The organism is Methanococcoides alaskense, assembly GCF_027594145.1.
Lineage (GTDB): Archaea > Halobacteriota > Methanosarcinia > Methanosarcinales > Methanosarcinaceae > Methanococcoides > Methanococcoides alaskense.
This window is the reverse complement of the sequence record NZ_JAQFFK010000001.1, coordinates 449,952-474,886: the sequence shown is the minus strand read 5'-3', so window position 1 is coordinate 474,886 and position 24,935 is coordinate 449,952. Positions and strand designations below refer to the sequence as shown.

The following is a 24,935-nucleotide window of genomic DNA, read 5'->3' as shown; positions in this document are numbered from 1 at the left end:
GGTCTTTCGACCAGGATTATGTCAGTTCGATAATTATGGTCTGATCGGAAGACCTCTTTTCTTATTTTATCACTATTATTATTCAGCAAAGTCATTTCAAGCAGTTCGAACTTTTAAGAAAAGTAAATGTTTATATCTTTAGGAACTTTCATCCCACCATGAGTGCAGGTAATACCAGAGCAAATATCAAAGTTGGAGCGAATGTAGGCATCGTCTTGAAGAACGATCAAAGGTCCGGCAAAATAACTCAAGGCGCTGTAAAGAGAATTCTGACCAAATCTTCAACTCACCCTCACGGAATAAAGGTTCAACTGGAAGATGGTCAGGTCGGAAGAGTAAAAGAGATTCGTTCTTAAAGCAAGAGATAGATATCAGGGAAGAAATAATGATAAGAGATGGAAAGTTAAGGGATGAATGATATCCCTCTATCTTCAAGTCTTACCATCTTTTGAAGAACTTCGCAACTGATATAGATAGACCAAAACAAATTGGGTCGTATTCTAAGATTATATCAGCATCTTCCCTCTTTGCCAGTCATTAATGATCTTGATAGCGATCCTCATTTCGTCCACTTCCCCTTTCTGTTTGAGGCAATTACCCTTTAGACCTATGAGCTCTAAGACCTTTTCGGGACTAGTTTCTTTTATCTCTATATTGTAAAACTCTTCAAGTACAGACTTATTATTATCACAGATGTGCGCAACGATCTTCATGGCCACTCCGATGGGATCTTTCAGGTGACTAGAATCTTTGACACCAAGAAGACCCTGTCTGTACTCATCGTTATCGCCAAAGGGTATGACTCCAGGTGTGTCAATGAAAACTATTCGGGAACCGGCCTTCACAATTTGTACTCCCTTTGTGTGTCCGGATATTGAAGACGTACCAGCTTTGTTCTTCCCGGCCACTCCATTGATGACCGAAGATTTACCGGTGTTTGGGTAACCGAGGGAACCGATCAAAATATTGCGTCCCTGAATGTCAGCGATCTCAAGGATCTTGTGCCTCAACATGGTCGTACCATACCGTTCCTTACTGGAAATAAAGACCGTTGGTGCGACCTTCGATAATCGGGATTTAGCTTTTTGAAGAGTTTCCTTTGATACAAGATCACATTTGCTGAGAACTATTATCAGTGGCTTACCTGAACGTCTAACATCACGCTCGACCTCAAGGTTTCGAGTCTCATCCGGAAAACGAGCATCCACTACCTCAAGAAGAATATCAGCCTGCTTTATGACATCCTTTACCATCAACTTGTAACTTGCCATTACATGTTTTACAACATGAGCCTATAAGGATGTGTTGAGAGGTTCGTTATATTTTACTTATTTTGGAGTAAAAAATGATAGATATGACCTCACATCATAACGCTTGATCACACATCACTCACTACACCTCGCTTGGTCTCATCTCAAAAAATAAAGATAGAAAAGTTCTTGTCAGCCGAGTATACCATAAGTTCATTCCACCTCTTTTGCAAATTACATAGATGCTCAAAGGGATCAATGTCGGGAATTGCACCAGTAATTATGAGTTCGATGTTCCTGAGAGCTTCTTCGCTTCCCACAGTATCTCCTTTACTCAGATATTCTTCAGACAGCAACCTGCAGGATTTACCGATCTTTTCTTCAAGATCGTTACCAAGGAAACTTCCGGGATAGCAACTCAGATCTTCCACAGCCAGTGTACTCATTCCCTCGGTTTCTTTCTGGCTCATGAGCTTTGCCCGCTCATAGGCAAACCTGTAAATGTCTTCCCTCACCCTTTTCCACGTTGGATGGGATTTGGCAGGAGGCAGGTGCTTTATGGCAAGTTCGTTGTCAAGGAGGAAGGAATATCCGAATATTCTTGCATTGATAAGATAATCGATGTCCTCACCCCGTGGCACCATCGGATCGAAAGGAACTTTCATGAACAGGTCCCGATGAATTACCATATTCCCTCCAAAGACGAAAGGAGTCTCCTTGAGCCTTGGGGATTTGCCTATGACCTTATCAAAGGCTTCGTTCATGCAGATATTCTTATCCCAGTATCGGGTCCAGGTGTTTTCAGGGACTCCTACATGATAATCCCCATTGGGCTGGAGATAGTACCCTGCAACAGCATTGATGAACTTACCCTCATGGAACTTCCCTATGAATTCCTTTGCCTTGGATATGAATTGCGGGTCTTCGAAAACCTCATCGTCATCGATAAGAAGTGCAACATCTGAGCCCATTATGTGTGGAACAAAAAGACACATGTTCCTTATGTTGGAATATCCCGTGAGAGAAAGTAGATCACAGTATTCCCCCATGCCATCCTTTTTCAGGTCCTCATGTAACTTTTCCAGATGTGATGGCCCGAACATGCGAACCTTCACGTCAGCATTCGAAGAGGATCTGATGATATCCCTTACCTTCTGCTCGACCTGCTCCACGATCTCCATATTATTTGGAGCCACCAGCACCACCAGTTCAAACTCCGTATCTTCAAGTATTGCCAGACTCTCGATAGCCCTCCCAAGCGTACCCTCAGAGTTCAAAGGCGTGGCATGATCATATACAGCATCACCTTCAAGCCAGCCTACGCTACATTCCCTTCCCCAGTAACTGGGAATGACCATTGTTAGTTTCAAAATTATGTATCCCCCGATATTTAATTTGTTTGAATACTAATAATATTTACGCTAAATTATAAGATGATATAGTATAATGATTTTGTTTTTTGGTTAGTTTTATTTTATTCTTAAATCTGGCAAAATTGAATGAAATGTAAAATTAAACAGCTTAAGTGGGAAATTGAATAGTTGGATAACATTGGATAAAATTCAAAAATAAATAATAAGTCTTTTATATGTTTATGATGTGGGTGGCATGGAGGTGAAAAGTATGATAGATTTATCACAATATCTCTCGGGCGAAAGTCTAACCCTGTTAAGTTTGTTCTGTTCAGATACATCTGGACCAACTAGTCGATCTGGACTCAACCGGTGGAACAATTTCTTGATTAGTGTGGTGGACAAACGAGAAGACTTGCCGCTTGGCGCTTTGAAAAAGTGGTTGTCCGATAATGGCTATTCTGCAAAATTGGTGAGTTACATTCTTAGTCGTTTTGAGGCGGATCTTGAATCGCTTAAACAATCTCGATGTTGCTGAGATATCCTTTTTTTAATTTTTACATTCCTTCTAAAAGTCTCAAATATTAGAGATTTCAAATTGTGCATTAAGTGTAAATAATAGGAAATAAAATGAGGGGATACAATCTAAAAGATATTGATGTCTTTTTTTACAATGGAGGAAATATTTTTGGAAAGAAAATCGGTTAAATCCTCAAAGGTAAAATCAATAGGATATGATGAAGATACTTGTATATTGGAAGTAGAGTTCAACAACAGTTCTATTTATCACTACCATGGGGTTCCTCTTAAGCTTTATAATCGGCTAATGAATGATTCTTCAAAAGGAAGATTTATGAAAAACAAGATAAGATATAAGTACAAAAACAGTTGCATCAAAAAATAATTGAATCGTGAAAGGTACTTAATTTTTACATTCCTAATGCAGAAGTGTTAAAGTTAATAGTGGTTCTATAGCTGTCGTTTATCTTCATTTTTAGCTTATATTTAACCGGATGTCGTTTAAATATAACATTTTCTCTTTTTGTCAAACTTAAAATTAGGAAAAAGAATTATACAGATCCATTACTTAATATGTTCAGTTCGAGGATCATAATTAACTTAGTTATGTTTATTCGATCAAAAATAGACTATGTAGAGGTCCAGATTATTGACTGACCCCTACTTTTAATTGTTCGATGCGGTTTTTTGTTTCACTTATTTCATTGTGTCCTTACTCAATACACGTCCTGTCTCCTCTTCTTTCCTGCTTCTTGTCTCCGTTGCCATCTCTAGATCCATGTCCAAGTCCAAGGGAGTTGTCATTGATACCATCACCATCTTCGTCTATGAAGTTATCACATACATCGTCGCCGTCTGCATCTATTAAATTGTCACATACACCATCGCCATCTGCGTCTATGAAAGAATTCATGCCTGCTCCCCTTTCCTGGCCTACAGCCATGGCAGATACTGCTAAAAGACTGACCAACATGAATGCCACAGCAATCGCACTAAATGTTCTTATTTTCATGATTTTACCTCTTTATATATTCCTATTTGCATATCTCAAGGTTCTGGCTTCTCGTTTTTCTGGTGGTATATCCGGCCTGAACCTGCAATTTCCATATTATCAGGGGAAAATATAAACATACTTTATTTCATGAAACTTTTATGTATACTTTCAGGCAAAATAAATCATTTAATACTTTATTTTGAATTAAATTGCTTTATCATCCTTTAGATAAATTTTTAAAAGGATTAATATGAATCCTTTTGAGAATAGGGTTTCTACAGAGCCCTAATTTCATCTGCAGGAATATCATACACCATTACAACCTCTGATACAAAGAAAAAAGATTAATGATCAGCAGGAGAAAAATAAATGAGAAGAGCGAGAATATGGAAAGGTGTCGCTCCTCTTAAAGTCAATTCAAATGAGATTCAATCTAAAGTTGATTCGATCTCGTGAACCCACTCTACCTCAACTCCCGCATTTGAATGGTGTTTCTTGACGGCTTCTTTATCTGGCGCATCAACAACGCACCAAACCTTATCATCTTCCTTATTAAAAAATATTTCATGGTGCAATACCCCGAATTCATCCCTCGGCTCATTCTGCATTTTGCGAAGCATCTCTGGTGTCATAGAGCCCATTTTATGTTGATCGATATATCTTGTCATTCCATTTCACCCCCCGTTCGTGAAGTGGGTATACTCTACCCCCAAAATTAATTTGAACTCTTGAAATATAGCAGTTTCGCTCTCACATTCTATTTTTTAAAAATATATTAACTTGATCAAAGATACGACTCGAAGATCATCGAGACACATATATATTTCACCTGTCCCGCACCCACACCAATATTTCCTACGACCCACCTATAAATAGACAAATTCATCATAACCCTTATAAACCATTCATGATATCTAATCGCAGGTTCAGATGATGAATGCGGTAATAGGATTAGAAGATGGAACGTTTTTAAAAGGTACCGGTTTCGGTGCTGAAGGTATCGTTTGCGGAGAGCTTGTTTTCACTACTCAGTACACTGGTTATGAGGAATCACTGACAGACCCTTCATATAGCGGTCAGATCTTGATGTTCACATACCCTCTTATCGGAAATTATGGGGTCAATGATGAGACCTTCCAGTCCGACGGTGTAAAGGCCGAGGGCCTTGTTGTAAGGGAAGCATGTCCGTCTCCAAGTCACCACCAATCCATGCGTAATATCTACAAGCTGATGGAAGATGAGGGAAAGCCCGGAATATCCGGTGTCGATACCCGTATGCTTACCATCGGTACTAGAGAGCATGGTACCATGCGTGCTGCACTTATCAATGGCAGTGACGATGGTGAAGAGGCTGTAAGGCTGGCAAGAGCGCAGCCGGATATATCCAGTCTCGACCTGATCTCAAGGGTTACCTGTAAAGAGCCCTACACCATAAAAAGTCAGGTCAATACCGGTGACAAGAAAAATGTAGTACTTATCGACCTCGGAATGAAGAAGAACATTTCTACAAGTCTTTTGAACAGAGGTATTGATGTTACAGTGGTACCAGCTACCACACCCGCTTCTGTAATTCAGGAATTTGATCCTGATCTTTTATTCCTGTCCAACGGACCAGGTGACCCACAGAATGCAAATGCAGCCATAGACGCAGTAAAAGAAATGGCAGGAACTGTTCCTATTGCAGGAATATGCCTTGGTCATCAGATAATTGCAAGGGCACTTGGAGCTGACACATACAAGCTCAAGTTCGGGCACCGTGGAGCAAACCAACCGGTCAAGGACCTCGAGACAGGAATTGTACATATCACGTCCCAAAATCACGGATTCGCTGTGGAAGGAGAGTCCTTCGATGACACCGATGTAACTGTCACACAGGTCAACACCAATGACAGGACCGTGGAAGGTATCGAGCAGAAGGACCTCGATATATTCAGTGTTCAGTATCATCCAGAAGCACATGCTGGCCCAAGAGATACAGAGAAGATCTTCTTTGGCAAAGTAATGAAAGCTATGGGAGGCAGGGTATAATGGCAAAACGAAACGATATTAAGAAGATCCTGCTCATAGGCTCCGGTCCGATAATGATCGGGCAGGCAGCAGAATTCGATTTCTCCGGAACTCAGGCTTGCAGGTCATTGAGAGAAGAAGGATACAAGGTAGTCCTTGTAAACTCCAATCCGGCAACCATCATGACAGATCCGGAAATGGCAGATGCTGTTTACATCGAGCCGCTTGAAGCAAAGATAATCGCCAAGATCATCGAGAAGGAAAGACCTGACAGCATCATTGCAGGTATCGGCGGTCAGACAGGCCTTAACCTTACAAGTGAGCTTGCTGAGATGGGTGTGTTCGAGAAGTTCAATGTGGAACTGCTTGGCACATCCCTTGATGCTATCAAGAACACCGAGGACCGTGAGCTCTTCAAGAACAAGATGGAAGCTATCGGTGAGAAAGTGCCCAGAAGTGTGGCGATTTCCACACTTCAAGAAGCTGAAAAGATCATCGATGAACTCGGATTACCCCTTATCATACGCCCTGCATACACCCTTGGAGGTGCCGGCGGCGGTATCGCATACACAAGAGAACAGCTTCTCGAGATAACCGAAAGAGGTCTGCGCCGCAGCAGGATCAATCAGGTCCTCATAGAGGAAAGCGTTCTTGGATGGAAAGAATTCGAATACGAGGTCATGCGTGACTCCAACGATACCTGTATCGTTATCTGTAACATGGAGAACCTTGACCCGATGGGAGTTCACACCGGTGAGTCCATTGTAGTCACACCTTCCCAGACGCTTAACGATATCGAACACCAGATGCTTCGTACAGCAGCTATAAAGATCATACGTGCTCTCGACATTGAAGGTGGATGTAACATCCAGTTCGCTGCTAAGGATGGCGAATACAGGATCGTAGAAGTGAATCCACGTATCTCAAGATCATCCGCTCTTGCTTCAAAAGCGACCGGATATCCTATAGCAAGGGTCACAGCGAAGATCGCAATTGGAATGACACTTGACGAGATACTCAATGATGTCACCAAGAAGACACCTGCATCCTTTGAGCCTACCATCGACTACATTGTCACAAAGATCCCAAGATGGCCATTCGACAAGTTCGTCACCGCTGACAAGACACTCACCACCGCTATGAAGAGTACCGGTGAAGTAATGTCCATCGGACGTACCATCGAGGAATCCCTTCAGAAGGCGGTCAGGTCCCTTGATATCGATATGAAGTTCGGCAACAAGACATGGGAGCAGGCAGAGGTCATCACCCTTTTGAAGACCCCTACAAGTGAAAGGCTGTTCGTTATCTTCCATGCCCTCAATACCGGAATGAGCATAGAGGAAGTTTCCGAGCTCAGCGGCATTGATGTCTTCTTCATCGAGAAGATAGACAACATCGTCAAGATGGAACAGAAGCTTGCAGCAAAACTCTTCGCAGGCGAGCCTGACATCGCTCTCTTAACAGAAGCGAAACGCCTGGGATTCACAGATGAACGCATCGGAGAACTGACAGGAAAGAGCCGTGAAGAGATCAACGATCTGCGCCGTGCTAACGACCTTATTTCTACATACAAGATGGTCGATACCTGTGCTGCGGAATTCGCTGCAGAGACACCTTACTATTATTCATGCTACGAAACGATGTGCGAGGATGTACCAACCGACAGGAAGAAGGTCCTCATCCTCGGTGCAGGTCCTATAAGGATCGGACAGGGTATCGAGTTCGATTACTGTACTGTCCATGCTGTGACAGCTATCCGTGAAGATGGGATCGAAGCACACATCGTGAACAACAACCCTGAGACCGTTTCAACCGATTACGACACCTCTGACAAGCTGTTCTTTGAACCGCTTACACTAGAGGATGTCATGAACATAATCGAGCGCGAGAGACCATATGGTGTACTGGTGCAATTCGGTGGACAGACCTCTGTCAATCTTGCACTACCCCTCCAGAAGGAACTCGCACGCCGTACTGACCTCGACACCATCATCATGGGAACATCCCCTGAGGACATCGATATGGCAGAGAACAGGGAAAAGTTCAACCTGATGATGAGCGAAATCGGTGTTGCACAACCTGAAGCCGGCTATGCGACCTCACAGGAAGATGCCATCGAGATAGCCAACCGTATTGGATATCCGGTACTCGTCAGGCCATCATACGTACTCGGCGGACGTGCAATGGAGATCGTCTATGAGCAAAATGATCTCGAACGCTACATGAGAGAAGCAGTACGTGTATCCCCTGAACAGCCCGTACTTATCGACGACTTCCTTGAAGGTGCGGTCGAGATAGATGTGGATGCGGTCTGTGATGGCAAGGACGTGCTCATCGGTGCGATCATGGAGCACATCGAAGAAGCCGGCATACACTCCGGAGACTCAGCTTGTGTCATCCCACCACGTTATTTGTCAGAAGAGACCCTTCAGACAGTACGTGATTACACACGCAAGATAGCACTATCACTCAACGTTATAGGACTTATCAATATTCAGATGGCAGAACAGAATGGAAAGGTCTACGTGCTTGAAGCGAACCCTCGTTCCAGCCGAACCATTCCATTCGTATCAAAAGCAGTGGGACTTCCACTTGCCAAGATCGCTGCACAGGTCATCATCGGCCACTCCCTTGAAGACATGGGATATGCACAGCAGGACGAGTTACATGTCGAGCACTATTCCGTCAAGGAAGTACTCTTGCCATTCGACAAATTGCCTGGAGCAGATCCTGTTCTTGGTCCGGAGATGAAGAGTACCGGAGAGGTAATGGGCATAGACTATGATTTCGGACGTGCGTTCTTCAAGGCACAGCTCAGTGCAGATAACCTGTTGCCACTTAGCGGATATGTTTTCATGTCCATAAAAGAAGCAGACAGGGAAGCATTTGTCGATATCGCAAAGAAGATGCAGGATGCTGGCCTTAAGCTCATAGGTACCAAAGGGACCGCGAACTACCTGGCAGAGAAAGGTATCAACATGGAAGCGGTCATGAAGTTGCACGAAGGCAGTCCTAACGTCATAGACATGTTGCGCAGGGATGAGGTCGGACTTATCGTGAACACTCCAACAGGAAGCCAGTCACGAAAGGACGGATTCAATATCCGCCGTGCTGCAGTGGACTTCAAGGTGCCATACATCACCACGATACAGGCAGCAAAAGCAGCCGCTGATGCTATCACATCCATGAAAACAGGTGAGATAACCATCAAGTCCATCAATGAATATCACAAAGAGATCAAGAACTGATCATCAATTACAAGGAAACAATATCATGTCAAAGAAAGTAGCACTTGCGTACTCCGGAGGACTGGACACATCTATCTGTATCCCTCTTCTCAAGGAAGAATACGGATACGATGAAGTAATTACAGTGGCAGTCGATGTGGGACAGCCAAAGGAAGATGTCGCACAGGCAGAAGAGAAAGCACAGAAGATCAGTGACAAGCATTTCACGCTTGATGTTCGCGAAGAGTTCGTGAACAACTATATCTTCCCGCTTATCAGAGCTAACGGCGACTACGAAGGCTATGTCATGGGAACATCCATTGCACGCCCGCTCATCGCCAAGAAGGTAGTTGAGATCGCTGAACAGGAAGGCGCAGTTGCACTTGCACACGGTTGCACAGGCAAAGGCAACGACCAGCTTCGTTTTGAGGCAGTGTTCAGACTCACCGACATGGATGTCATCGCACCCATGAGAGAGATGAACCTCACCCGTGAATGGGAGATCGAATACGCTAAAGAACATGGCATACCTGTGGGAGTCACCACTGCAAAGCCATGGAGCGTTGATGAGAACATCTGGAGCAGAAGCATCGAAGGCGGAAAGCTCGAAGACCCGGGATATATCCCTCCTGAAGAGATATACAAATGGACAACAGCTCCGGAAGATGCACCCAATGCACAGATCATTGAGATCGGATTCGAGAACGGTGTACCGATATCCCTCGATGGCCAGAAGCTCGGCGGTGTCGAACTTATCGAGAAAATGAACGTCATTGCAGGAACACACGGCGTAGGTCGTACCGACATGATCGAGGACCGTGTCCTTGGACTCAAGGCACGTGAGAACTACGAACACCCTGCAGCAACAGTTCTGCTTGCAGCACACAAAGACCTCGAAAAGCTCGTGCTTACCCGTGCAGAGCTCAAGTTCAAGGCAACAGTTGACGCCCAGTGGTCTGAGCTTGCATACTACGGCCTCGTGGACGAACCACTCTACGATGACCTCAATGCGTTCATTGACAAGACACAGGAACGTGTCGCAGGTACAGTAACAATGAAGCTCTACAAAGGTAGCGTCCTCGTTCTTGCAAGAACATCCCCGTATGCCCTTTACTCAGAAGAGCTCGTATCCTTTGACGGCACAAGCATCGACCAGAAAGATGCAGAAGGGTTTGCCAAATATCACGGATTCCAGGCACGCCTGTACAGAAAATTCGTAGTCAAGAACTGATCATATTGCACGTATGCGGATCTCGCATACGAACTTCTTGTTTCTTTTTTCTCTTAATTTGATTCGGATCGTTCTAAATTTAATCCAAGACCATTCCTGCTGTTTAATCTATTCGGTAAAAACATACCCCAAATCGTGAGGCATGGGGTGTCGTACTAAACAAAATATAAGGGTTCGAATCTATCCCTCGCACTAAAAGAAGGGGATATAGGTAAGTAGAAAAAACCGAACTCCCAAAATTTACTGCTGATGCGAACTTAAGTTAAATCATTTCAAAAAGTGAATTATTAATTTAATTTATAGAGTATTTGGTTTAATTACATAAATCAAATGCTTGTTCATAACCTTTAGTCCCAAGAAGAATACTCAATTAAGCATATCATTTTATACTTCTTCATGGCTATATTTATTGTAGCAAAAATAATATCACTTCAGCAATTTATTTAATTTATTGCTAAGGAGGGGAAGATGAGCTTAAAAGAAGAGATTCAAGAAAGGGCTTTCCAAGAAGGTTTCCAGCTTTTTGGTGTTTCAGATATCGAAAAACTGGAAAAGGTTGATTTCCCAACTGATAGAGGAATGATGCGACCATCTGAAGTAATGCCTGAAGCTAAATCTGCATTTGTAATGGGTTTAGTTCTCTGGGATGAAGGTCTAAATGCCGCGATATCATCTGTAAGTACGGGGGATTTCTCTGGAGGGGAAGCTGACTATTACAATCTGTACTATGAAGTAACCGAAACCCGTGCATGGCGTTTGATTTCCTGGTTAAATGAAAAGGGATACAAAGGGGTTCCATCTCATGCAGTTCATGAAAAGGTAGCCGCATATCTTGCAGGATTGGGATTTATAGGACACAATACTCAGGTTATAACTCCTGAATACGGGCCAAGAGTCAGATGGGTAACAGTATTGACAAATGCAGAACTTGAGCCCGATGAACCTTTTGAACGGGATCTGTGTGCAGAACAACCACTTTGTCAGGAACAGTCTTTGTGTGTTAAAAGTTGTCCATATCAGGCGATCATTCCCGGCCCTTCCCAAGGAGTAGAACCCGGGAAGAAAGTCATTTACGATAAATGTGTAGTTTCCCATGAATTTGATAAAGATATTTCTCCTCAAAATGAGAAGTACATACGTCGTATAACAGAAAGGGGATTCATGGAATGTACAATATGCAACCTGGTATGCCCCTACGGGAAATCAGTGGAAGAAAGTATAACTCCCGGCAAAAGGGGCCTTGATTGAAGAGGAACTAATTTTCTCTCATTTCTATTTTTAAAAATTAAATTCGGTCACAAAACTTCAAGCAGCCTTTTTTGCTGCAGGGGTATTGTATATTAAATAACCATGCTCAAATATCCTCTTCTTAATATCCTGAAATGTACTCCTTCCTACTCCAAGCCTCTCAGCTTCTTTCTGAGGTATTCCAAGAATCTTCCTCTTGATCTCTTCTACATCAATAAACTCTTGAACCTTCTTCACATCTAATTCCTGTTCATCAATATTGTTAGCTTCTTTCCCAATGTAAACAACCCCATCAGCATGAACATGCTTTCTTTCAAGAACTCCAATCTCACCATCAAACTTATGCTCAAGATGTTCCACATACTGCATTATTGTCCTACTCAATGGTTTGAAATAATGAGATCCTTCCTTAATCTCTCCTGTTGCATAATCAATAAATGGATCATAAACAGTACTCTGAGGATTATTTGAGAAGGGATAAAGGCTTGACTGCCTTGCCATCATCTTCTGCTACCTGAAATCCAACATGATAGAAATTGAAAGAATTAATCATATCCTTCCATTCCTTGCCTTTGTTAATCGTATCAAATCGATGCAAAACATTTGCAGTTGAAACAGTAAGCCTTGAGATAGCATACAAACCTGAATACTTCTCTTCAATATCTAATTCAGAAATATTCCCATAATGCAATTTGAGAATATCTTCCCAGATCTCAGCCTGCCAATACTCAACATCTTTTGGAAATGGATTAGTTAAATGTCCAAGTCCAATTTTTTGATTGTTTAATAATATGGTAGTATTTTATAAAAGTTATTTATGAAAATTTATTCAATTTCCACAAATTCTACATAATTACTTGAAATTTTAATAGCTGAATCGAACATGTTTCCATCACGATTGATCTTCCTGATGTATTCGAGTTTCTCTTTACCCATATCAGCTTTATCTAATGTTCTAATAACACAACCAATCAAGGCATTGATGTCATTAGTGGCACCGTAAAAAGTACATTTTGGTTTATCACACATTATAGATCCTACAACAAATATAATAAAACGAATGAACATTTGTTCATCTATACAAAATGAATAAGAAATCTTTACCAATTACCATAAACCTTGAAAAAAGGTTTATTGTATATGGTGTACTCCATCTTTAATGTGGTTTGTATCAAATTACATTAAAGCAAATTCTCACAAGCAATTAATGATCATTATTTAGGAAAGATAAATTGTGATAGTTACAATCCCTAAAGAACCGAATTCTTTTCAAATAATCTATTAATTTTTGAGAGAATAAAAAGTAAGAATGGAAAACCAAAACTTGGTCTTCCAATCACGCTTAATTAACTATTAAGTGTAGTAATTAAACTAATTCGCCAAATGCGAATTTACGAGCTACTTTGGTGACCTTGATAGTCACTTCATCGCCAACTGATGCGTTTGGTACAAAAATCACAAACCCATTTACTCTTGCGATGCCATCTCCCTCTCTTGCAATATCTTCGATCGTTACGTCATAGCTTTCGCCAGCTTCTACTGGAGCACTTTCATCATTATTATTGTTAAACAAATATTTCACGTCCTTTAAGTATTTGCTTAAAAAGAAATACAACCGTTTGGTTAAATATACGAAAAAATAGTAAATACGATTAAGGCAATACCATCTAGACTTATAATTTATCAAAGTAGTTTTAAACTCTAAAAGCACACTTACAATGATTAAATACTATATATAGCTTTTTGTCCATAAGCGTTTCAATTTAATACAAAAAAACTAAACAGGTTTATATTTTCACGACACTTAAAAATTTGAAACAATAATTGGTTTTGAAGAATTGTTTTCTTTTTCTTCTTAAACATATCTGGATCATTCCTTCCATCTATGTAGATAGTTATTCCAACCTCCCCCTTACATAAGAATTGAGAGTAAACGGTTTATCATTCTTGGCATTCTGTTTCATGTAATGTAAAGTACCCTTAGAAAAACCCATCTTCTATTAATTTAAATATATTTACAGTCATATAATTTTAATGGCGTGATAGATCCCAATTTCCAGCATTTCCAGGCACATTCCAAATTATACTAGATTATTTTACGTTAATTATTAGACCTTCAGCAATCATCCATTCAAAAAACCATCGAGCCTTCTAATACCTTCCTCGATATTCTCAAGACTGTTCGCATACGAGAATCTGATATAACCTTCCGCACCGCTGCCAAAGTCAATTCCCGGAGTCACAGCTACCCCTGCTTCGTTTAATATCCTGCGGCTCATCTCCAGAGAATCTGAACCGAACTCCCGTGCATCAGCAAGAACATAGAAAGCTCCTTTTGGCTCGTACCCTATATTGAACCCTATATCCTTCAGGCGTTTCAGAAGATACTTCCTGCGCTCATCATAGGTGGCCACCATCTTATCCACATGGTCCTGTGGACCTTCAAGGGCAGCAATACCCGCTTCCTGAACGAAACTATTGGCACAGATGAAGAAGTTCTGCTGTAATTTCTGCAACACCCTCATACAATCAGGCGGAGCTATCAAATAACCAAGTCGCCAGCCTGTCATACAGTACTTCTTTGAAAAACCGTTCAGAACGAACGCATTATCAGTATATTCAAGGATACTGTGGTCCTCGCCCTCATACACAAGTCCCTGATAGATCTCATCCGAAATGATAGGAACATCACCAGCCACCTCAGCGATACCCTGCATCTCTCTTGAAGACATGACATAACCCGTGGGATTTGAAGGACTGTTCACAAGGATGGCTTTCGTATCTTCTTCCATATTCTCGGAAACAAGTTCCGGTGTCAGCCCGAACCCGTTCTCCTCAGAAGTATATGCAAAACTGGGAACAGAGCCAAGAGCGGTTGCAAAATTCGGATAACACGCATAATGGGGGTTCGGAAGCAGCACCTTATCGCCCTGATCCAGAAGGGCCATGAAACTTAGCATAAGAGCCGGACTTGTGCCGGAAGTTACAAGCACTTGTTCGGGAACCAGGTCGAGTCCGAACCGGTTATTATAATCATCGACTATCGCAGTTCTGAGCTCGTAAATGCCCAGACTGTGAGTATATCGTGTCTTGCATGAGGTCAAAGCCTGATGAGCAGCCTCACATATGTGAGGTGCTGTTGGAAAATCCGGCTCCCCGATCTCAAGATGCACCACATCTTTGCCTTCATGTTCCAATTTCTGTGCACTTTCAAGAACTTCCATCACATAGAACGGAGGAATATTGACCGATCTTTTGGATAATGATAAAGGGCTCATATTAACAAAGTCTCCTGATACTAAAAAGAATAATGTATTGCTGGTGAGATGATATTTAAGGATGTCTTTATGTCATCCATTCGAAAAAGACAATATATCAAGGAGAAGGATATCACCCCTCTTCACAATACTCCTTGACATCAGCAATGCATGCCTCGTATAATTTTTCCCTGAGGTCAGGTACAGCAGAAAGAGCCCGGGTCCAGTCCGGCATCAGCACATCAGAAGGATCATGCCTATAATCATCACCAGCATTTCTTATCACACGTGCGAACATATCCACATACGTCTCTTCCTCATGCCTGTTATAATAAAGCCCATTGCAAAGAGCATCCGCATGATATCTTCGGATAAGGTCCTGACCTAATCGTTTATACCTGACATGTATCCCATGGAGGTATGCTTCTGAAATGCGATTATCCGTAGACTCCGTCACAACGCGCATAAATGTTGTGAAAATATCACCCACCATCTTGCAAAGACCTTCGGATCTATTTGCACCTATGTCCTGATGTTTGTGGTCATAATAACCCAGATCGATCTGACAGATCTTTTTTGTTGTAGCGTTCCTGTAAACCTCTGCGAGAAGACCAACTTCAAGCCCCCAGTCAGCAGGAATGCGTATGTTCATGGCAAGGTCACTGGTCATAGCGAACTCCCCTGCAAGAGTATACCTGAAAGCAAGGAAATATCTCAAAATATCTGCTTTAGACTCGGATTGCAAAGTATCGAGCAAAGGCCGGACAAAAAGCCGAAAAACACGCCCATGCATGGCCATACCATCCATATCGATCCTTGCGTAGTAGCCTTTATTGAAAAAGAAATTAAGTTCGGTCTCGACAATAGGATAAAGGAGCTTTGCCGGAAAATCCACCGAATATGTCACAATGTCCGCATCGTGGTAAGCAATAGCATACGAATCAAGAGTTGCTATGCCAGTAGCTATCCATACATCCTTTCCCTTTCCCTTAAAAGATGTAAGATCGATACCTTTCTTTTTCATATCGAAAATGATCTGTTTTATCCGCGGACCATCGCACCATACGATAATATGGGGAAGTTTAAGGTCTTTAAAATATTCGACCACATGCACGTACTGTTCAGTAGATTCAGCCGCCAGAGCGATCACGACCTGACTTAGGTAAGTACATTCATTAAGATCTGTGATTATCTTTTTAAGAGGAGGGTTTTCAACCTCTTTGTAAAGAATAGGAATGATAAGTGAAGCAGGTCTGCTTTCCTTTAGCCCCTCTATTCTTTTAACAAGCTGTTCTTTGTCGATACAAAAATCATGAATCGTTGTAATGTATTCTTGATAAAAATCCATTTAACTCCCCGAATAGCGAAAGCATCCATAATTCAAGAGTTAACTCCCATGTAACTCTTTATAAAGATGCCAACCCCCAGATTGACGATATTAAGGAATATAATGTTAATGACTAGAGTACCTATATATAGGACATACAATATAAGCTTTTATAATAAAGAAAATAACAAATTATAGTATTCAGTATAAGCAGCAGCAACAGACACTGCACACAGAATATTTGCCGGGGGGCGTATTTTGAAACACATCATCTTTACAGATCTTGATGGCACGCTGATAGACCATGAAACATACTCATATGATGCTGCAAGGCCAGCACTTGAGCTCTTAAAAGAGAAAGAGATACCATTGATATTCTGCACAAGCAAGACACGTGCAGAACTTGAAGTATATGTTGATGAACTTGAATGCCACCATCCGTTCATATCAGAGAACGGAGGAGCTATCTTCATACCAAAGGATCATTTCAGCATTGAGCTGAAAGAAGCACGTGAGATCGGTAATTATAAAGTTATAGAATTTGGAACATCTTATACCAGGATCAGGGAAGTTCTTGAAGATATCCGCAAGAAGACCAGTTTTAAGATAACAGGATTTGGCGACCTCGATGCTGAGGGTGTGAGCAAGGACACAGGCCTTGACATCCGATCTGCAAAGCTTGCCAAAATGCGAGAATATGATGAAGCATTCAGGATTGAAGAAGATGAGAATGCAACTGCAAAGGTCATCGAACTGATACACGCTGCCGGACTGAACTATACAAAAGGGGGACGCTACTGGCATATTATGGGAGACAATGACAAAGGAAAAGCTGTCAGGGCTTTGACTGAGATATACAGGCAACAATTCACAGAGATCATCACAATAGCATTAGGAGATAGCCTGAACGATCTTCCAATGCTAAAAGCCGTTGATATCCCATTCCTTGTGCAAAAGCCGGATGGTAAATATGATCCATCGATAATACTTACAGAGATAAGACATGCTGAAGGTATTGGGCCTGTCGGCTGGAACAATGCGATAATGAACCTTATCGGAAAAAACGATAGCATTTGAGCATACTTGAGAATAAAGGGGGTAATTAATTGATACGCGTTGAAAATATGATCTCAAAGGCCTTTTTATTGGGCATAATCGAGATGGTGGACAAAGACGGACTGGAAGAGACAACTGACTGGCTCCAAAAGATAGGGATTAAACTTGCAGAGATCGAAGGACCAGGATTTGAAGGTGCACGTGAAAATGATATCAATTACGTACCACTCTGCCCGTTCTCCAACATGATCTTGGATTTCATCCAGATGTACGGCGAGCGTCCTTCACAGTTCACCGAACTTGTAAATATCTCCAACAGAAAAATGGCGGAAGCTGAGGATGGATGGAAATATCCGGCACTTACAACCGTTACCGGAATCCTTTATCACAGTTATACCAGAAAGCGTGCTGAGCTCGCTGGTGTCGAACTTCTCAATGTAGGCGCAAAATGCCCTCGGACACATAATAATGTGTATAACGAAAAAGCCATTGAAAGGGCTGGGATGAATAAAGAAGAAGTGGACAAATACCTCGAAAGATCGTATTACGTTAGCAAGATCCAGCATCCTGACAAGGAGTGAGACCATTGAATCTGATCGAAGCAGAAAGGCTTTACGAGAACAGTGTGAAGATACTGAAAGACAACCAGCATGAGAAAGGAGGATTCTATGCAAGTCCCCCGGGAACACGTTACCCTTTCATTTACCCCAGAGATCACTCTATAGATATTCTGGGATGTATTGCAGCAGACATGATGGATGAAGCAAAGAAAGGACTTGAATTTGTACTTAATTCCCAAAAGCCTCTTGGAGAATTTTCTCAGAGATATGATGTCGATGGAAATGATGCCAGTTATAAAGACCTTCAGATAGATGGAAATGGTTTGGTCCTTTATTCCATGGGAAAATATTTTGAAGCTACTGGTGGGATGTTCTTTGAAAAACTGGCAGACAAGGATTTTGTTGAAAAGCACTGGGAGACCGTTTCAAAAGCAGTCGAATTCATTCTCATGAACAAGAATGAAGAGGTCGATCTTGTACATACTATAAACAGTATTCACGAATATCCGGCATACGAGCATGGATTTGAGATATATGCAAATTGTGCCTGCTGTGCCGGAATACAAGCTGCGGTGAAAATGGGAGCTGCGTTAGGAAAGGATGTTACCACATGGGAAATGGAAGCTGAAAAGATAAAAGAGGCGATCCTTACCCGAATGTACAGTCCCAGAAGGCGATCGTTCATCAAGTGCATACGTGTAAAAGAAAAGAACAGCAACCCCATTGGTTACGATGCTTTTGCATCCAGTGTCATTGATGTAGATGTTGTCGAATATGCTCCTGCCTACTTTGGTATCATTGAACAACAGGATATTAAGAACCGTTATACTGTCAGAAGGATCCATGAAAATCTCTGGGATAAAGAAATAGGCGGATTGAACCGCTACCCTGAGATGTGGGGCAGGAACAATGGCGGATATGGACCATGGTGTCATTTTACCTGTCAACTGGCAAGCCATTACACTGCCATTGATGACCAGGACATGGCAGAAATGTATCTTGGCTGGGTGGTCGATATGGCTCACAACTATCTCCTGCCCGAACACATTTCAACCATAGAACGTTTCGAGATGTGGCTAGAGGATTATACCAATGCGAAGATACTGAGAGATAGTAAGCTGACCATGATAGAGAATGTACGCAACCATCCAAAATGGAAGGATGGTATGGCATATGTGACCATTCCCCTTATCTGGCCACATGCAGAATATATCAGAGCATACAAAGACTACATTGAAAAATTCGGATAAGACATTTTAATAAGGGCATGCAGACATCATCTTTGTCAGGTAAGGCCTTGCATACCACTGTTTTTCTCTTTTATATTGTCTTAAAGGTCTATTTGGTCGGACCTCTCTGCAACCTTCATATTGCCCAAATGTTTACAGATAATAAGAAAAAGTTCAATCCATTATTTCATCTATTGGAGATATAAGACTGAACTCATCCACATCAAAGAGCCCCATGTCGGTAAGCCGCAAAGAAGGTATTACCGGAAGCGCTATGAAAGAATGTGTGATAAATGGAGCAGGAAGGATACAACCTGTTTCTTTTACTGCTTTATGAAGATCATTGAGCTTCTTTTCAACATCATCCGCAGGCAATGTGCTCAAAATACCTGCAAATGGAAGTTCAAGCTTTTCCACGACCTTGCCATTATTGACCACACATATCCCACCGTTCATGCTGCGTATTGTATTGGCACACAATGCCATATCCGAATGATCGGTACCTGTAACGACAATATTGTGACTGTCATGACCTATGCTTTGCCCGATGGCACCGTTCCTGATGCCCATCCCCTTGATGAAACCTGCACCAATGTTCCCATTCCTTCCATGCCTTTCAATGACAGCGACAGAAAGCACATCATTCTCAACATCAGGCATCAATATGCCATCTTTTTCTGAATGCAATACAAAGGTCTCTTTCTCAGTCACGATAAGGTCAGGAACTACTTTAATGACCCACACCCTGTGATCCTTGTCCGCATTAGATCTTATTTGAAGGTCTGTGGCAGTTACTGTATCGAATTCCACAGTATTGAACACTGTATCCGGATATTCGTACGAAGGCACAAAATTTTCCACTGGTTTGCCAGATGCATAAACCGAATCTATAAGGAATATATCAAGGTCATCCAATACGATAATGTCAGCCTTTCTTCCCATGGAAAGCGAACCGACAATATGGTCCACACGATAATGTTTCGCAGCATTGATCGTACACATGGAAATAGCATCCAGAGGTGAAAGTCCCAGTTCTATCGCCCTTCTGACGATCACATCCATATAACCTTTCAACAGGTCAGATGGGTGCTTGTCATCCGTCACAAAGAAAACATTTTCAAGGGAAATACCATCCTCGATCAGGCGGGGAAGGAATTTATCAAGTGATCTTGCAGCCGAACCTTCCCGTATCATTAGTTTCATCCCAAGACGCAGCTTTTCAAGAGCTTCTTCATATTCGATGGATTCATGGTCAGTGGATATTCCGGCACACATGTAGCCGAACAACTGCTCCCTGGAAAGTGCAGGGCAGTGACCGTCAACGACCAACCTTTCCTTGAGCGCTGCCTGTATCATTGAAAGCTTTGCCTCATCACAAAAGATAACTCCGGGATAGTCCATCATCTCACCAAGTCCGACAACGTTCTCATTGGATATCAGGGATACAATGTCATCAACATTTATGGAAGCTCCAGCAGTCTCAAAGGAAGTTGCAGGGACGCAGGAAGAGACAGCAACAAAAGCATTAAGAGGAAGGGTAGCTGCTTCGTCGAGGACAAGTTCGATACCAGCCTTGCCAAGAACATTCGCGATCTCATGAGGGTCGATCACGACAGAAGTAGTTCCATGTGCCAGTGCCGGTACTGCAAACTGGCTTAAGGTCACCATACTGGATTCAAAGTGAACATGACCATCCATTAGCCCGGGACAGAGATGCTTGCCGGTCACATCTATCATCTCAGTATCATGGCCTTTAAGGGAAGAAACATCCCCGATGCCAACTATATAGCCACCCTTTACCGCAATGTCCCTAGACAGTATCTCTTTTGTGTTGACATTGATCAGAAGACCGCCGAAAAAGATAGTATCTGCCTTGACCTTACCGGTGGCCGCAAAGACCTTGTCCCTTATATCCATAACAAAATTCATGGATTTGCAAAGTATAAGGATATTGCGGCGAAAATGAAAACAGAGCAAGCATTTCATTTCCAGAACTGCTTGTTCTTGGCATAATTCCTTTCAGCTGCCATGATATCCCTGTAAAAGGTTTCCTCATCCACCCGCATCTTCTCAATGACCCTTGAAGCTGTCTCGGGACCAACACCCCTGCTTGCAAGAGCAATAACAGCAAGTTTTCCACTGGCCATTACAATATGGGAATTACGATAGACCTTCTGGATACGTTTCACATCCTCTTTTGCGGTCACTTTATCCTGTTTCCTGACAAGCTTTATCTCATCCTCTTCCCAAGGTTTGAGAGCGGCTATCATTTTTGAATCACACACAGGACATATTATCTCGTCAGGTACGTTCATCACTTTCCTTCGGGACACCCATTTCTTGCAATTGACACAGAAAAGGATGATACGATCATGCATTATCCTGTCCTTTAATGCAAGGACGATGGATCGGTCCGCTTTTTCCGGCGCCACAAGATCACGTTTCATTGCAAATCCCGCACCTCCTATAGGAGTTGGTACAGGACTTGAAAGGATGATAATTTCCTCGGAAGCTATCAGCCCCAATACCTCAGAAGCTTTGTCCACATCGAGCATGTTGTGGAATATCTCACGTATGACCTCCTCATACATGGGCGTGCCCTTGTAGATCTCGAGGAGCTTCTTCATACTGATACGATCATAATCGATCTCACGGCTCAACGCACCGAACTTTCGTGCCACATGAACCATCTTCCATTTCATGACCGAGGTGTTCTTAAGGGTCATCTCGATTATCGGCTCGATGTGTTCAGGCTGTATATCATAGATCATCTCCTGAATATGCAAGGCTTTCATCCGCCTTGGAAGCTGCAATCTTATCCTGTACGGATCGACCTCCTGACCTACACTGCCCCCAAACCGAGCAGCCAGAAGAGAAGTTATCACCTTTCCAAGGGTCTCATTAACATTGTGTCCGAAGCAGGAATTGATTATTACGGCCTCGCCTTCATCTTCGATCACAATTGTATCATTATCGGGAAGAGGACAACCTTTAGAGATGTGTTCACGCACCAGCTCGATGATGGTAAGTGCACTGGGAACATCCACAGGATAGTCTTTCATTAGGTCTTCAACGATCTCATTATCTTCTTTTCCATCGTGGATAAGGAACGAGATCCTGAAACGGATACGACCTACTTCCTGTGCAACATCGAACGGAACAGGGATCTCCTCGCCAACCCAGCTTGGGATCTCGCCCATTGCCTTTATCGGTTCGACCTTTATCCTGTCCTTTTCAGTGTTCATCTCGATAACACGCCACATTTCACCTTTAGTGATGAAGACCGCACCGGGAGATGCGAAGTTCACTACAAATGCCTCATCCAGCACCCCTACAGACCTGCCGGAGACAATATCGAATATCTCGAACTTCCTTTCGTCCGGTATCATGGAAAGGTTGGCATAGTAATACTGCCAGCTTTTCTTTCTCCTGCTGATAGTGTTAGAACCTTCCTCACGCCATACCATACGGTATTCGGTAATCTGTTCGATGACACGTTTTAACTGTTCAAGGGAAAGGTTACGGAAAGGATATGCCCGTGCCAGAATGGAATGTATCTTTTCGATATCCACATCCCCGAAATCGATGACCATTCCTGATATCTGGTTTGCGACAACATCAAGGGAGCCCGTATGAGGTATTATGTCCTCAACTTCTCCCCGTAGAGCTGCTTTGGCTATAGCCATGCTTTCCGCAATATCATCGGCTCCCATTGTGAGGATAGTACCCCGGGATATTTCGTGTATCCTGTGACCTGCACGCCCTACACGTTGCAACAGTCGGGATACCTGTCTGGGAGAGCCATACTGGACAACGTGGTCAACTTTACCTATATCAATTCCCAGCTCCATTGATGAAGTGCATATGAGTCCCGGAAGGTCACCTGCTTTAAAGGATTCCTCGGCTTCGACACGGGCATCCACTGAAAGAGAGCCGTGATGGACACCAATTGATGCTCCGAGCAATTTGAATCCTGATGCGAGAGCTTCGGCGCTTTGTCGTGTGTTCACAAAGATGAGGGTCGAGATATGAGTTTCAACTATCTCCCTGATGCAACGAAGGTGGGATGAGAATTCCGGTTCACACCCTATCTTTCTTCCAATCTCGAGGTCTTCATCTGTGACTTGCGGATATATGATGTTGAACTCAAGAAGGCTTAACATGGAAACCTGTACGATGGATACGGCCCGTTTTGCACCTGCAAGGAAATGAGCGACAACATCGGGATTGCCCACTGTGGCCGACAGGCCGACCCTCTGGAACTCCCCGGATAGCTCAACAAGGCGCTCAAGTCCCACCGATAGCTGAGCACCACGCTTGGATGAAGCAAGCTCGTGTATCTCATCGACAACGACATAACTGACACATTCGAGATTCTTTCTCAAACGCGAACCTGTGAACATTGCCTGGAGGGTTTCAGGTGTGGTTATCAAAAGATCAGGCGGATTTTTGGATTGTTTTTGTCTCTGATATGGAGTAGTGTCCCCATGACGTACCTGAACATCAATACCCAGTTCTTTTCCCCACCACTGAATACGTGATAGCATGTCACGGTTGAGAGCACGCAGCGGTGTTATGTAAAGGGCGGACATGCCGACCCGGTCCTCTTCGCTCTTGCTAAGAATGTGATCGAACATCGGCAACACTGCTGATTCGGTCTTTCCTGACCCGGTAGGAGCTATAAGGAATGTGTGTTCCCCTGCAAGGATGTGAGGGAAGGACATTTCCTGAGGTTGCGTGGGTGCTTTGAATCCCTGTTTTTCGAGAGCCTTTAAAATTGCAGGGTGGAAGTTGTCGAACATGTTATCGAATTTCATTTACCAACCTCCACAGAACGGTTTTTCCTTGACCTTCTTTTGCCGGTACGTGGCTTTGTTTCCTCAAGTTTCCGAATATTCTTCAAAATTCCAAGAAATGTCCCATCAAGTAAGTATATTTCGGAATTGTCTAGCTCGACCGCCCCTGAGGAAAAGATGGGACCTAAGAGATCATCACGGACGGATTCATTAAACGCCACACCGCCACAAAGCTCGTTGAATGCAGGCACTACCAGAACCTCAGGATCAGCCCAATTCGCGCTATCCTGATCAAAGGAAGAACTTTTGAAGTGCTCCACGAATACTTCCTTTTTGAAGTGTGTCTTTAGCCAAACCTGTTCGACCACTGAATAGCCCAGTGCATCCGTAAACCTTACCGTCGGGTGATTGTGAGCCACAATGATCTTTTCTGCAGAGAGGATCTCGACCGCTGGCCATGTGTGGCCATGGAAATAGCCCACGCCATCGATGATGGTACCTCTTGGAGAATGAAGCTTTATGTCACACCCTTTGGGAAGTAAGAATTCGAGACCTCCATCGTGATTGCCAGGAAAGATATCAACCGTTGCTTGCTCTGCAAGGGTACTAATGAAGTAGGGGATCTCATCCCTCTCCTGCCACGAGACCTGCGGAACGTTGTGCTTGATGTCACCGAGAAGAATTATGTGATCAGGAGATGTCTGCTCAACAAGTCCCATTATGCGTTCAAGGCGTTGCTCTATCTGACTGGGTATGGAAAAGCCACTCTTATAAAGATCCCACTCGATCCCCAGATGGATGTCTGCCAGGACAAGAGATGTGAACTCTCCAGATACCACAAGTGCAGGTTCATCAATGATAGGGTCTACTGAGATCTCCATT

21 protein-coding genes and 1 pseudogene are annotated in these 24,935 nt (G+C 42.9%); 9 read left to right on the top strand and 13 right to left on the bottom strand.

Annotated elements, in window-relative coordinates; genetic code table 11:
• Positions 1-158 precede the first annotated feature (158 nt).
• Positions 159-356 (top strand): YwbE family protein, encoded by a 198-nt coding sequence (locus tag PBV53_RS02285; RefSeq protein ID WP_270095557.1) that lies wholly within the window; start codon positions 159-161, stop codon positions 354-356.
• 150 nt (positions 357-506) lie between these two features.
• Here the strand turns inward: PBV53_RS02285 and PBV53_RS02280 are convergent, their stop codons facing one another.
• Positions 507-1,271: a GTPase gene (locus tag PBV53_RS02280; protein WP_270095556.1), complete on the bottom strand. Its 765-nt coding sequence runs from the start codon at positions 1,269-1,271 to the stop codon at positions 507-509.
• A gap of 143 nt (positions 1,272-1,414) precedes the next feature.
• Positions 1,415-2,620, bottom strand: a complete 1,206-nt coding sequence (locus PBV53_RS02275; RefSeq protein WP_270095555.1) for a glycosyltransferase family 2 protein — start codon at positions 2,618-2,620, stop codon at positions 1,415-1,417.
• Between the two features lie 640 nt (positions 2,621-3,260).
• Here PBV53_RS02275 and PBV53_RS09640 point away from each other — a divergent pair.
• Positions 3,261-3,506 carry a KTSC domain-containing protein gene (locus tag PBV53_RS09640; protein ID WP_369123342.1) on the top strand — a complete coding sequence of 82 codons (246 nt, stop codon included), beginning with the start codon at positions 3,261-3,263 and terminating at the stop codon, positions 3,504-3,506.
• Between the two features lie 327 nt (positions 3,507-3,833).
• Here the strand turns inward: PBV53_RS09640 and PBV53_RS02270 are convergent, their stop codons facing one another.
• Together PBV53_RS02270 and PBV53_RS02265 are read right to left on the bottom strand one after the other, a co-directional pair.
• The gene (locus PBV53_RS02270) at positions 3,834-4,133 is read right to left on the bottom strand and encodes a hypothetical protein (RefSeq protein WP_270095554.1); all 300 of its coding nucleotides are present in this window, start codon (positions 4,131-4,133) and stop codon (positions 3,834-3,836) included.
• 410 nt (positions 4,134-4,543) lie between these two features.
• Positions 4,544-4,783 (bottom strand): nickel-binding protein, encoded by a 240-nt coding sequence (locus PBV53_RS02265; protein ID WP_270095553.1) that lies wholly within the window; start codon positions 4,781-4,783, stop codon positions 4,544-4,546.
• A gap of 262 nt (positions 4,784-5,045) precedes the next feature.
• Here PBV53_RS02265 and carA point away from each other — a divergent pair, with 262 nt between their 5' ends.
• From carA to PBV53_RS02245, 4 genes are all read left to right on the top strand, one after another.
• Positions 5,046-6,143 (top strand): glutamine-hydrolyzing carbamoyl-phosphate synthase small subunit, encoded by a 1,098-nt coding sequence (gene carA, locus PBV53_RS02260; RefSeq protein ID WP_270095552.1) that lies wholly within the window; start codon positions 5,046-5,048, stop codon positions 6,141-6,143.
• Entirely contained in the window at positions 6,143-9,370 is a 3,228-nt protein-coding gene (gene carB / locus PBV53_RS02255) for a carbamoyl-phosphate synthase large subunit (RefSeq protein ID WP_270095551.1), read from the top strand. The genes carA and carB overlap by 1 nt, the downstream gene beginning before the upstream one ends.
• 25 nt (positions 9,371-9,395) lie before the next feature.
• Positions 9,396-10,580: an argininosuccinate synthase gene (locus tag PBV53_RS02250; RefSeq protein WP_270095550.1), complete on the top strand. Its 1,185-nt coding sequence runs from the start codon at positions 9,396-9,398 to the stop codon at positions 10,578-10,580.
• A 468-nt stretch (positions 10,581-11,048) separates the two neighbouring features.
• The gene (locus PBV53_RS02245) at positions 11,049-11,828 is read left to right on the top strand and encodes an epoxyqueuosine reductase (protein ID WP_270095549.1); all 780 of its coding nucleotides are present in this window, start codon (positions 11,049-11,051) and stop codon (positions 11,826-11,828) included.
• 57 nt (positions 11,829-11,885) lie between these two features.
• On the opposite strand, the gene PBV53_RS02240 is transcribed toward PBV53_RS02245, so the two are convergent.
• The 6 genes and pseudogenes from PBV53_RS02240 to gpgS form a co-directional block, all read right to left on the bottom strand.
• The gene (locus tag PBV53_RS02240; protein ID WP_270095548.1) at positions 11,886-12,332 is read right to left on the bottom strand and encodes a hypothetical protein; all 447 of its coding nucleotides are present in this window, start codon (positions 12,330-12,332) and stop codon (positions 11,886-11,888) included.
• Positions 12,333-12,653: 321 nt separating this feature from the next.
• A complete protein-coding gene (locus PBV53_RS02235; protein WP_270095547.1) occupies positions 12,654-12,857 on the bottom strand; it encodes a hypothetical protein in 204 nt (67 codons plus the stop codon).
• Positions 12,858-13,194: 337 nt separating this feature from the next.
• Complete coding sequence (locus tag PBV53_RS02230) at positions 13,195-13,401, bottom strand: TRAM domain-containing RNA chaperone (RefSeq protein ID WP_270095765.1); 207 nt, start codon at positions 13,399-13,401, stop codon at positions 13,195-13,197.
• Between the two features lie 322 nt (positions 13,402-13,723).
• Positions 13,724-13,825 (bottom strand): annotated as a pseudogene (locus PBV53_RS09695) (CRISPR-associated protein Cas1); the annotation flags it as partial.
• A 126-nt stretch (positions 13,826-13,951) separates the two neighbouring features.
• Entirely contained in the window at positions 13,952-15,106 is a 1,155-nt protein-coding gene (locus tag PBV53_RS02220; RefSeq protein WP_270095546.1) for a pyridoxal phosphate-dependent aminotransferase, read from the bottom strand.
• A 112-nt stretch (positions 15,107-15,218) separates the two neighbouring features.
• On the bottom strand, positions 15,219-16,433 hold the full coding sequence (gpgS, locus tag PBV53_RS02215; RefSeq protein ID WP_270095545.1) for a glucosyl-3-phosphoglycerate synthase: 1,215 nt from the start codon (positions 16,431-16,433) through the stop codon (positions 15,219-15,221).
• Positions 16,434-16,670: 237 nt separating this feature from the next.
• Here gpgS and mpgP point away from each other — a divergent pair, with 237 nt between their 5' ends.
• The 3 genes from mpgP to PBV53_RS02200 are packed head-to-tail and all read left to right on the top strand — an operon-like array spanning position 16,671 to position 19,278.
• Positions 16,671-17,489 (top strand): mannosyl-3-phosphoglycerate phosphatase, encoded by an 819-nt coding sequence (gene mpgP / locus PBV53_RS02210; RefSeq protein WP_270095544.1) that lies wholly within the window; start codon positions 16,671-16,673, stop codon positions 17,487-17,489.
• A 29-nt stretch (positions 17,490-17,518) separates the two neighbouring features.
• Positions 17,519-18,049, top strand: a complete 531-nt coding sequence (locus PBV53_RS02205; RefSeq protein WP_270095543.1) for a hypothetical protein — start codon at positions 17,519-17,521, stop codon at positions 18,047-18,049.
• Between the two features lie 5 nt (positions 18,050-18,054).
• Positions 18,055-19,278, top strand: a complete 1,224-nt coding sequence (locus tag PBV53_RS02200; RefSeq protein ID WP_270095542.1) for a glycoside hydrolase family 15 protein — start codon at positions 18,055-18,057, stop codon at positions 19,276-19,278.
• A 153-nt stretch (positions 19,279-19,431) separates the two neighbouring features.
• Here the strand turns inward: PBV53_RS02200 and ade are convergent, their stop codons facing one another.
• From ade to PBV53_RS02185, 3 genes are all read right to left on the bottom strand, one after another.
• Complete coding sequence (gene ade, locus PBV53_RS02195; protein ID WP_270095541.1) at positions 19,432-21,174, bottom strand: adenine deaminase; 1,743 nt, start codon at positions 21,172-21,174, stop codon at positions 19,432-19,434.
• A 65-nt stretch (positions 21,175-21,239) separates the two neighbouring features.
• Positions 21,240-24,074, bottom strand: a complete 2,835-nt coding sequence (locus PBV53_RS02190) for a DEAD/DEAH box helicase (RefSeq protein ID WP_270095540.1) — start codon at positions 24,072-24,074, stop codon at positions 21,240-21,242.
• Positions 24,071-24,934 carry a metallophosphoesterase gene (locus tag PBV53_RS02185; protein WP_270095764.1) on the bottom strand — a complete coding sequence of 288 codons (864 nt, stop codon included), beginning with the start codon at positions 24,932-24,934 and terminating at the stop codon, positions 24,071-24,073. The genes PBV53_RS02190 and PBV53_RS02185 overlap by 4 nt, the downstream gene beginning before the upstream one ends.
• Between the last annotated feature and the right edge of the window lies 1 nt (position 24,935).